Source organism: Thioalkalivibrio sp. ALJ3, from assembly GCF_000377205.1.
Lineage (GTDB): Bacteria > Pseudomonadota > Gammaproteobacteria > Ectothiorhodospirales > Ectothiorhodospiraceae > Thioalkalivibrio.
Window position 1 is genome coordinate 276,393 of sequence record NZ_KB897908.1, and the last position, 9,809, is coordinate 286,201.

Genomic DNA, 9,809 nt, shown 5'->3' on the forward strand with positions numbered 1-9,809 from the left:
GGCGCATCACTCGGGGCCACGCAGGACCTCGAGTGGCGCCTGTCGCAGAACGCTGCGAGTGCCCAGCCAGCCGGCAAGCGCGATTCCCAGGGTGCCCCCGGCGATCCCGAAGACGAATGTCATCGGGTTGATGCGGTAGTCGAATTCGAACACCTGCCAGGCCAGCAGGGCCCCCACGGCGGTGGCGATGATGGCCGCGAGCAGGCCGGCCAGAAAGCCCAGGCTCCCGAACTCGGCCAGCAGCGCGCGACGGATGTGGTGGCGTCGTGCCCCCAGCGTGCGCAACAGGGCGGTTTCGCGTCGCCTCACGTCGCGCGTGGCTTGCACGGCGGCGAACAGCACGGTCAGGCCTGCGAGCAGCGTAAACAGGAACACATACTCCACAGCCCGCGTGGCCTGATCCATCACGTCCCGGACCTGTTCGAGGATCGCGCCGACATCAATCGCGGAGATGGCCGGAAACTCCCGCAGCCAGCGGTTCTGCTCTGCGCCCATACCTTCGGGCACATGCAGTGCAGTGATGTAGGTGCGCGGCTGCTCGCCCAGCAGGGCGGGTGGGCCGATGACAAAGAAGTTGACCCGGAAGCTGTCCCAGTCGACCTCGCGTACGTTGGCGATGACACCGCGCACGGGCTGCCCGGCGACCCGAAAGGTCAGGCTGTCGCCGATCTCCAGACCAAAACGCTCCATCAGTCCGGCCTCGACCGACCAGGCACCGTCCGCGGCCTCGCCGGTCGGGCCGTGGTGGAACCAGTGGCCTTCCACCACGCGGTTATGCTCCGGCGGTTCTTCCGCGTAGGAGAGGTTAAACTCTCGGTCCACCAGGCGCCGGGTCTGGTCGTCCTCAAAGTCATCGGGCTGGACCGGCTGGTCGTTGATCGCGATCAGGCGGCCGCGAATCATCGGATCCATTTGCGGGCGTTCGAGCCCGGAGGCCTCGATCCGGTCAGCGAACGCCTCTTCCTGCCCGGGCTGGATATTGACGAAGAACTGGTTCGGGGCGTCTTCGGGGATGCTTGCATCCCAGGCCGAGAGCAGGTCCACGCGCACGATCGCCAGCAGCAGAAGCGCGAGGATGCCGATGCTGAAGGCGACCAGCTGCACGGCGCTCAGGCCGCCGCGGCGGGAGAGGTTGGCGAGACCAAAGCGCATGGCCATGCCCCCGTGGTTGCGCAGTGGTCGCAACGCGAGCACCAACAGCAGGCCCAGTGCCCCGAGCACGATCAGCGCGCCCGCAGTCCCCAGCAGGACCCAGGCGGCCAGGCGTGGGTCGGCCGCCTGCCAGTACAACAGCGCACCGAAGGCCAGCAGGGCCAGCAGCCCCGACAGCCAGACGGACGCGGGCGGGAGCCCCAGATCACGCCGCAGTACGCGCAGGGGCGACACCTGGCCGATGCGTAGCAACGCGGGCAGGGCGAAGCCGATCGCGGTGATCAGACCCACGCCGAGCCCGGCGGCCACCGGGCGCAACCCCGGCGGAGGCAGGTCGCCCGCCAGCCACTCGCCGAGCAGTGCGGAGAGTACGAACTGCGCGGCAAAGCCGATGACCAAGCCCAGGCCGCTTGCCAACAGGGCAATCATCAGGACATGGCCAAAATACAGTTTGAGCACCCGGCGCCCGCTGGCCCCCAGCGCGCGCATTATGGCGGCGGAATCGGCGCGACGCTGGGCGAAATGATGAGCGGCGACCGCAATTGCCGCACCGGCTAGCAGGACCGCCATCAGAGAGGCCAGCCCGAGGAAGCGCTCGGCGCGCTCGATGGCGACCTGCAGCTCCGGGTTGGCGTCATCGAGACCGCGCAGGCGCTGGCCTGGCTCCAGGCGTTCCTCGATCCAGTCGCGGTAGTTTTCGATCTGGGCCGCCGGGCCGGTCACGAAGAGTTCGTAGCGCACGCGGCTGCCGGGCCCAATCAGCCCACTGACCCCCAGGTCTTCATAGGCAAGCATTAGCCGGGGCGCTATATCCAGCAGGGCGCTGCCGCGGTCCGGCTCGCGGGTGATCTCGCCGGCCACTTCCAGTTCCAGTTCGCCGACCTCGACCGTATCGCCGATCTCCAACTCCAGGGCTTGCAGCAGGGCGCCTTCCAGCCAGGCCGTACCAGATTCAGGACCCTGCGTGCGTGGCTGGGGTTCTGCGTCCGGGTTGCTCCGGACGAGGGCTTCTCCGAGAAGCGGCCAGTCACGATCCACCGCCCGCAGCGCGGATAGGCGGGAGTCGTCCTCGGGGGTAAACAGCACGCTGGGCAGGGCGGCCGTGCGTGCGGTCTGCAGGTCTCGGCGTTGGGCCTCTGCGATCCAGTCCTCCGGGATCGGCTGGTCGCCGACGACGGCCATGTCCCCACCCAGCAACAGCGTCGCCTGCTGCGCCATGCCGCGATCCACGCGGTCGGTAAAGAATCCGACCGCCGCGACCGCTGCCACCGCGACGACCAGCGCCGCAGCCAGCACGCGCAGTTCGGCGCTGCGCCACTCGCGCCAGGTACCGCGAATCCATTCGCGCGGACTCCCGCGTCCAGCAAGCCACGTCATGCCAGCACGCCGTCCTGGATATGGAGGATGCGGTCGCATTGCTGCGCCAGATCGGCGTCGTGTGTCACCAGGATCAGTGCGGTGCGCTGGTCATGGTCATCCGGTTGTCGGGCCAGGCTGAACAGCAGCTCGATGATGCGACCGCCGGTCTGTCCGTCGAGGTTGCCGGTGGGCTCGTCCGCGAACAATACCGCCGGACGATCCACGATCGCGCGGGCGATGGCGACGCGTTGTTGTTCACCTCCCGAGAGCTGGTACGGGTAGTGGGCTTCGCGTTCGCTCAGTCCCACGCGTTGCAGGGCGTCGCGGGCCCAGGCGGAGATATCGGCCTGCGAGCGCCTCTCATGTTCGGGGTTCAGTTCCAGCGGCAACAGTACGTTCTCGAACGCAGTTAGTGCCGGGAGTAGCTGAAATGACTGGAACACGAAGCCAACGCGCCCGGCGCGCAGGGCCGCTCGGCCGTCCTCGTCCAGTTCGCTGATGGTTTGCCCCAGCAGGCGAACTTCTCCGGCCGTTGGAGCGTCCAGACCTGCAAGAAGCCCAAGCAACGTCGATTTTCCCGAGCCCGATGCGCCGAGTATGGCGACCGTCTCGCCGGCGTGAACCGCAAGTGTTACTCCTTGCAGAATATCCAGTACACCGCTGGGACCGGCGATCCGCTGTTGCAGGTCTCGGGCTTCCAGAACCGATGATGAGGATGCATCCATGTGGCGTTATTCCCTGATGGTGTTTGCGTGGCTCGCGTTGCTATGGAGTCCGCTTGGTCTTGCGAATTCCATCAGCGCGGAAAATTCAGGGAAAGAGCACGCGAAAATGCTGGTGTTCGGCGACTCCCTGAGTTCGGCCTATGGAATGAGCGACGCCGAAGGCTGGGTGGGGCTGCTGGAAGAGCGCCTGGGCAACCGCAACCACCCCTGGCGCATCGCGAATGCCTCGATTAGTGGCGAGACCACGGCCGGGGGACGTGAGCGCCTGCCGGAGGTCCTGGAGCGCGAGAGTCCCGATCTCGTGATTTTGGCCCTGGGCGGCAATGACGGCCTGCGCGGGCTATCGCCACGGGCCATGCGCGAGAACCTGGAGGCGATGCTGGAGGCGATCGACGCGACGGGTGCTCAGACGCTGTTGCTCGGGATCCGTATCCCGCCGAATTATGGCCCCCAATACAGCCAGCGCTTCGAGGCGGTGTTCGCGGATCTGGCACGGGAACGCGGACTGGTGTTCGAGCCGTTCTTTCTGCACGAGGTCGCCTTTCGCGACGGCATGATCATGGATGACGGAATCCATCCGACGCCCGAGGCACAGCCCTACATGCTGGATGCCGTGTGGCCCCACCTGGAGCCCATGATACGCGGGATCGAGGCCTGTCTGGACGACGCAGCTTCAGTCTCCTAGGGAAACACCGATCAGTGCTTCCCTAGCGCCCGGCGCAGATCCGCCAGTACATCCTCGGGGAGGAGTTGGCGCAGCACCGGATGGACATCGGATTCGACCTCGGACAGCAGCGGCAGGGTGCGGATGAGCGAATGTCGTGACAGCGGGTCGCCGTACTGATTGGCCTGAATTGGGCGGTCCAGGCCGGTCTCCATCAACGCGACACCCGGCTCGCCGCGGGGGCCTTCGTCGAGGACCTCGACCAGTTCCACCATGCGGCCGTCCACCTCCCCCTGCACCCCGATCAACGGTGCCAGGAGCTCGACCAGTCGTTCGGCCTGTTCCGTGCTGAGCGTCGCCATTGGCTTACCTTACGGCGCTTTTCAGAACGATGCCAGCCCGTAGGGCAAACAACGGTCTCGCTAACTTTTGGCCCGGATGTCCTTGCCTCTGGGCCGACGCTTGGTGCGTTCCTCTCCGTTGAGTCTTCTCCAGCCAATCACGACGCCGGTCAGACTAAAGCCGAGACCTGCCAGGGAAAGAGACAGCATGGTTATGTCCCATAGAGGACGGTTTTCCCACAACACAGGAATATCCAGGCTGTGCAGGGCATTGTATGACCACCGGCGCCATCGTCCTTTGTCATCGATAATGGATTCGATTGATCCAATTTCTGGATCGACGTACAGCGCCGTTCGATCGGCGTCGTCCAAGGTAATGCGCAGCACCGGAAACGGCCGTTCGTTACGTCGGGCGTAGTAGTAGGCGTCGCGTTCCGAAAGGCGTTTAACCTCTAGGACAGATGCCCCGGGAAGAACCTGGTTGGCGTGTTCTTCCAGACGTACGTCGGTGAATGTGGCCGGTTTCCCATTGGCGCGCAAGGCTCGCGTTTCGCTAGTGGTGTGCAGCAAGATGAGGGGAGTGTCGGCATGACGCCGCCACTCGATTTCGCGAACATCATCGTCACGGTCCAGAAATTCGCCAGGTGGCATGCCCGCCAGCTTGGTGGTGCCGAGGATTTTCCCGCCCTGCCAGGCCTTTTCCAGCTCCTTGGTCGGGTTGGCCGAGGAAAAAATCTGCCCCGGATTCATCGATAGCAAGCCACTCAACATAAAGGTAAAGACGAACAATGCGCAGGTAATGCCCAGCAGGTGATGCCAGCGTTGCCAGCCCTGATAGGGTGTTATCCAGTTGTTCTTGTAGCGCCGTCGCAGCCGAAGCCGCCAGATGCCGATCACAACACCCGTGACCACCAGGAGCAAAGCGGGGACGGAAAGCCAAATGACAGTCTGGCGCCACATCTCGGGGTGCTGGCGAAGTTGCCAGGGGTAGATCCAGTGCACCACCGATCCCACCCAGTTCCATCGACGCTCCGCGCGCGTCGCGGACTGCACCACTTCCCCGGTACGAGAGGAGACATAAATCCATGTCCCTGCATCGTCGTCCGTTTTTGCTCGGATCAATGGCCGGTGCGTGTCGAACCGGTTGGGGACAGTCCATTGGTCCACGGATATTAGGGTGGCAGCCACAACACTGTCGCCCAAATGGTGCCGCACCGTTCTATTAAGGATTTCTTCAGACATCAACACCGGGTCGCCAGTCCGCGCGTCGATGCTACGCCGTCCGTTTCCGTCGCGAATGTGGTAAACGGGACGCCCCCCCGCATTGTTGAGGCGAAGCTCGTCGATAGGACCATGGCCGGCCACCACCTCACCGGGTGAGAGCAGATCATCAAGCTTCGTTAGTTTTGGCAAGCCGGAGAGTCGTTCGTCCTGCGAAAGTGAAGGGTAGCCCACGTACATGAGCACCATGCCCGAGGTAAACCACATGGCCATAAGCAAACCAAGAGCGATCCCCAGGTAGCGATGCGCCAGGTAGATACTGCGCCGGGCGAACATCAGAACTGCATGCTAAGGGTTAACTCAAGACTGCGAGATTCGCCGAGAATCCATTGAGAGCCACCAAAAGAACTCCACGTTACATGTTGCTCATTGGTTAGATTGCGACCTCTTAGAGTCAGGTCAAACTCTCGAAAATGCCATGTGGCAGCAGCTCCTAATAGTGTGTAGGAGGGTATTTCGATGGTGTTCGCGTCATCACCTGTTCGCGGACCGACATAACGGGCATTGGTCTCCAGAGTAAGGCGGTCAGTTGCGAACCATTCTGCACGCAGGTTTGCCAGGCGTTCCGGCACGTTGGGCGGTGTGTTGCCGTCGAAGCTTTCTCCACCTGCTCGATAGTCGGCAAACTCGGCGTTTAGCACGGTCCCGTCAGCTTGTAAACGCCAGTGCCGCGACGGACGGATGGCGAGCGTTAGCTCTGCGCCTCGCGATTCTTGACGCCCGATCTGGCGTTGCTCGTCCGGATTTCCAGCGACTTCGGTAGTGAGATTGCGCTTGGCGATGTCGTAGAAAGCCAAGCTCCACTCCAGTCGATCGTCCCAGGTCCTCTGTCGAAGTCCGGCTTCGACAGAGCGTGATCGCTCCAGGCGGTTACCTTCGGCCCCCGGGGAAAAGGTCACGGTGCTGCCGACGGGCTTGGCGCCGGTTGCATACTGGCCGTATGCCGTAAAACCCGCTGGCAAGTCCCAGACAATCCCCACACGCCCGGTGGTCGGGCGGTAATGTTCAACTGTACGTTCGCTCTCGCGAAGGTTCTCGCCATCCAGCCGGATCAGTTCATGGCGCAGCCCCCCAATCACGCTGACGCCGCCGCCCAACACAAGCCGGTTTTCGCCGAAGATTGCGTAGCGCTGGTTGACCGTACGGATGCCAGGTTCGAACGGGGAGTCCGAAAAATACAGCCCCGGATCGGGATTGTGTACGTCTACACGGTCCTGTCCAGCGTAGGGCGAGTTGTTGTGGTGTTCGAAGCGATTTCGACTCACCTCGGCGCCTACGCTGACGCGGTGAGGAAGACCGAAGAGGGTGTGTTCATGAATCGCTTCCAAGCGGTTTCCCACAAGGGCCTGATCATGAGCAATCTGGATCGGAACTGAACGTTCAATGGCGTCGTTCTCGGGGTCGTAGCTATAGGCCTCGATGTTCTTCCAGTTGCGTTTAGCCTCGTGGACGTAGACTTGATTGCGGAAAGTAAGCCGGTCGGTAGCGGCAAAGTCGGTATCGAAGCGGACCCAGTAGCCTTCCATGTCCATCTCGGCGTCGGAGACGTTGTAGTTGTTGCCGATTGTTCGATCGTCGATACCGCCATCGATGACAGGCAAACCAAAATTAGCCTCAATGTCATCGCGCATCCATTCACCGGAAAGCGTGAATTGCAGTCGGTCGGACGCGTCATACCGCAGGGATGCACTCAGGTTCTCGTAGTGCTCCCCTGTGCGGTCGGTCTCGCCATCGCGAGTCAGGATGCTGCCATCGATACGATACGAGAGACCGTCGATATCGGTCGGGCCACCGATGCCAGCGCCAATCCGATTCTCGCCAAACGAGCCGGCACCCAGCAGCAGATCCCCGGAGGTCCGGTCCGGATCCGGCCGGCGCGGCACGTAGTTTATGGCTCCGGCAATTGCCCCCTCACCATGGAGGACCGATGCCGGCCCGCGCAGGACCTCGACGCGGTCGTACATCCAGTTGCTACCAGGGCGGGCGAACATGCTTGGTTCGGCGACTCGCACTCCGTCGTACAGAATGGTGATGTCGTTTCCGGTGAATCCCCGGCTCGAGAATGAGGCCGGCGCACCTGGTGGGTTTCCTCCAGAGAAACCTCCTGCAGCTTCTACAGCCTCTCGAGTGTTGCGGACGCCACGAGCAAGTTGCTCTTCCGCGTCTATGATCGTTGCACTGGCCGGGAGTTCGTCGAGCGTGATACCCAGACGGCTTGCCGTGGGTGCAGAATCATCCAGGTTCAGTTCGCTACTGTATCGGTCCGCCTCGACCAACACAGTCGACAAACGAGTTTCGTCAGCGGGAGCCATCTGCGGGGCGCTAGCTAGTCCCACCGTCATCGCGAAAGTGATGTATTTCAGGCGGTGACACGGCTTGATAGTGCCGAGATGCGTCGTGCTCATGTTGCATGTGCTCCTTCACGGGTTCATTGACCAGTTGAGCGGGAGCAATACGAGGAAGCGCAAAACAGCACAGGGTTCTCGATAAATCGGAACCGTGCGGACGTGACAAGGCCTGGACCGAGTCCATCTGTTCCTCGTCGGTTGTGCCCCACGCACCACCAGACGGCCGGCCGAGCCACAGGTGTGGCGAGGCCTTACTCGTCGGGCCGGTATCCGGACTCGCGTGCGGGCGCAGGTTCACCCAGGCAGGCCGCCTTCCCACGGGCTGGGACCGCAGTGGCACTAATTGGCCTGTCTCTACACGCTCACCGTTGCGGGGGCAGTCCCGGGTTTGGCGCTTGCTGTAAACACAACCACCTCACCGGGTTCCCGTTTAACACCTTGACCTGAATGGCCAAGGGGCACCCGAGAGCGAGGCTTGGATGTTAGTGCAATACAGTGTCGGGTTCAAAGAATGGCGTGAGCAGCCCCAAACACAATGAGCGAGCTGTGTTCATGTAATTTTGCCGTGACGTCAGGCATTGCGATCGGGTTTTGTCGAATGACAAAAAAGACTCGACGCAGTGGGGGATCGAGATGCGACGTTGGGGGGAAGGTCAAGAAAATGGTGTCCCCGGCAGGATTCGAACCTGCGACCTGCCCCTTAGGAGGGGGCTGCTCTATCCAGCTGAGCTACGGAGACAATCGCGTCGCGAGTATAAGCGCGCGGCAGGATTCGCGCCAAAGGGGCGGGGCCTCGAAGTGGCTACTGCGACGGCCATTCGCGTGCATCCACGCGGTGGTGTGCCCAGGCGACAAAGTCCGCGACGGGGCAGTGGCCTTCCTCGGGTACGCCTGCGCCGCTGATCACGCGATACGTGACCTGACCATCGTCCCGTGCGAGGACCTTGCGTACACTCCAGGCGCCGTCCTGCGCACCATTGCTGTAGCACTGCCCGGACTGAATGTCGTCGAGCTCGATGGCATCCGGGTGCTCGTGATGACGCCGCGCCAGGAGATACAGACGCGCAAGGTCGTCTTCGGTCAGGTCGAGGTACAGATTGAGATCGCGCATCGCGTGCTCCAGATCGGCCTGGCTCATGCCCGAGCGCTCCAGTGCGCCGGATGGGTCTGTAGGCGAGGGCTCGCTCAGTCGCGCCAGGGCGGCCGGATAGCGGCGCCAGGGAAACGGGTAGTTGATCGCGACCGCGACCAGCAACATGACGGCCACACTGGAGAGGACCGGGTGCAGGATGAACAGTAGGCCCAGTTCTTCGACCGAGGCGCCGCCGATCACGGCATACAACGCCGTTGCACCCCCGGGAGGGTGCAGGCAGCGCAGGTAGTACATCGCATAGACAGTGAGACCGACCGCGAGCGCGGCCGCTACTAGCGGGTGATCCACCGCGTGTCGAACGGCGACCCCGACCATGGCAGCAATCGCGTGGCCACCGAGCACATTCCAGGGTTGCGAAAGCGCGGCCCGAGGTGCGGCGAAGAGCAGGACCGCGGTCGCCCCCAGAGAGGCCAGGATGAGGCCATTGATCCCGCTCTCGGTAACGGAAGCCGCGACTTCCAGTGAAAGGTACAGCCCGATCACCGCGCCCACCAGAGCGATCAGCTTGTCCTTGTGGTTGGTGGTGTCGAGAAAGTCGCCGAGAAAGAGGTCGCGTCCGATGCGCATGTCTAGGGAGACGCTGATTTAATCGCGCGTCCGCGCTCGAGTCGCTTTTGCGTGGGAACAAGGCGCGGTGACTGCCGTGCAGTCATTCTGCACAAAGGAGCCGCAACGCCGTTCCCGCGCAAAAGCGGCCGAGCCCCTGCTTTCAATGGCTTGTGGGGTTGGTGCCCCCTGTTCCCCGATCCTGCGTTGCGCCGCTTGCGGGTAGAACCACTACCCGCT

At 62.9% G+C, this 9,809-nt stretch carries 7 protein-coding genes, 1 tRNA gene and 1 riboswitch; of the genes, 1 reads left to right on the forward strand and 7 read right to left on the reverse strand.

Going from position 1 to position 9,809, the window contains the following annotated elements:
- Positions 1-6: 6 nt before the first annotated feature.
- Together C935_RS0110020 and C935_RS0110025 are read right to left on the reverse strand one after the other, a co-directional pair.
- A complete protein-coding gene (locus C935_RS0110020) occupies positions 7-2,529 on the reverse strand; it encodes an ABC transporter permease (RefSeq protein ID WP_018862369.1) in 2,523 nt (840 codons plus the stop codon).
- On the reverse strand, positions 2,526-3,236 hold the full coding sequence (locus C935_RS0110025) for an ABC transporter ATP-binding protein (protein WP_026278757.1): 711 nt from the start codon (positions 3,234-3,236) through the stop codon (positions 2,526-2,528). Before C935_RS0110025 ends, C935_RS0110020 begins: the two co-directional genes overlap by 4 nt.
- Here C935_RS0110025 and C935_RS0110030 point away from each other — a divergent pair.
- A complete protein-coding gene (locus C935_RS0110030; RefSeq protein ID WP_026278758.1) occupies positions 3,235-3,921 on the forward strand; it encodes an arylesterase in 687 nt (228 codons plus the stop codon). The genes C935_RS0110025 and C935_RS0110030 overlap by 2 nt on opposite strands.
- An 11-nt stretch (positions 3,922-3,932) precedes the next feature.
- On the opposite strand, the gene C935_RS0110035 is transcribed toward C935_RS0110030, so the two are convergent.
- From C935_RS0110035 to C935_RS0110055, 5 genes are all read right to left on the reverse strand, one after another.
- Positions 3,933-4,262 carry a hypothetical protein gene (locus C935_RS0110035; protein WP_018862372.1) on the reverse strand — a complete coding sequence of 110 codons (330 nt, stop codon included), beginning with the start codon at positions 4,260-4,262 and terminating at the stop codon, positions 3,933-3,935.
- Positions 4,263-4,322: 60 nt separating this feature from the next.
- Positions 4,323-5,798: a PepSY-associated TM helix domain-containing protein gene (locus C935_RS0110040; protein ID WP_018862373.1), complete on the reverse strand. Its 1,476-nt coding sequence runs from the start codon at positions 5,796-5,798 to the stop codon at positions 4,323-4,325.
- Entirely contained in the window at positions 5,798-7,927 is a 2,130-nt protein-coding gene (locus C935_RS0110045; protein ID WP_231372841.1) for a TonB-dependent siderophore receptor, read from the reverse strand. The genes C935_RS0110040 and C935_RS0110045 overlap by 1 nt, the downstream gene beginning before the upstream one ends.
- 186 nt (positions 7,928-8,113) lie before the next feature.
- Positions 8,114-8,351, reverse strand: a riboswitch (cobalamin riboswitch).
- Positions 8,352-8,532: 181 nt separating this feature from the next.
- A tRNA-Arg gene (locus C935_RS0110050) sits at positions 8,533-8,609 on the reverse strand.
- Between the two features lie 63 nt (positions 8,610-8,672).
- The gene (locus C935_RS0110055) at positions 8,673-9,590 is read right to left on the reverse strand and encodes an HPP family protein (RefSeq protein WP_018862375.1); all 918 of its coding nucleotides are present in this window, start codon (positions 9,588-9,590) and stop codon (positions 8,673-8,675) included.
- Positions 9,591-9,809: the final 219 nt, after the last annotated feature.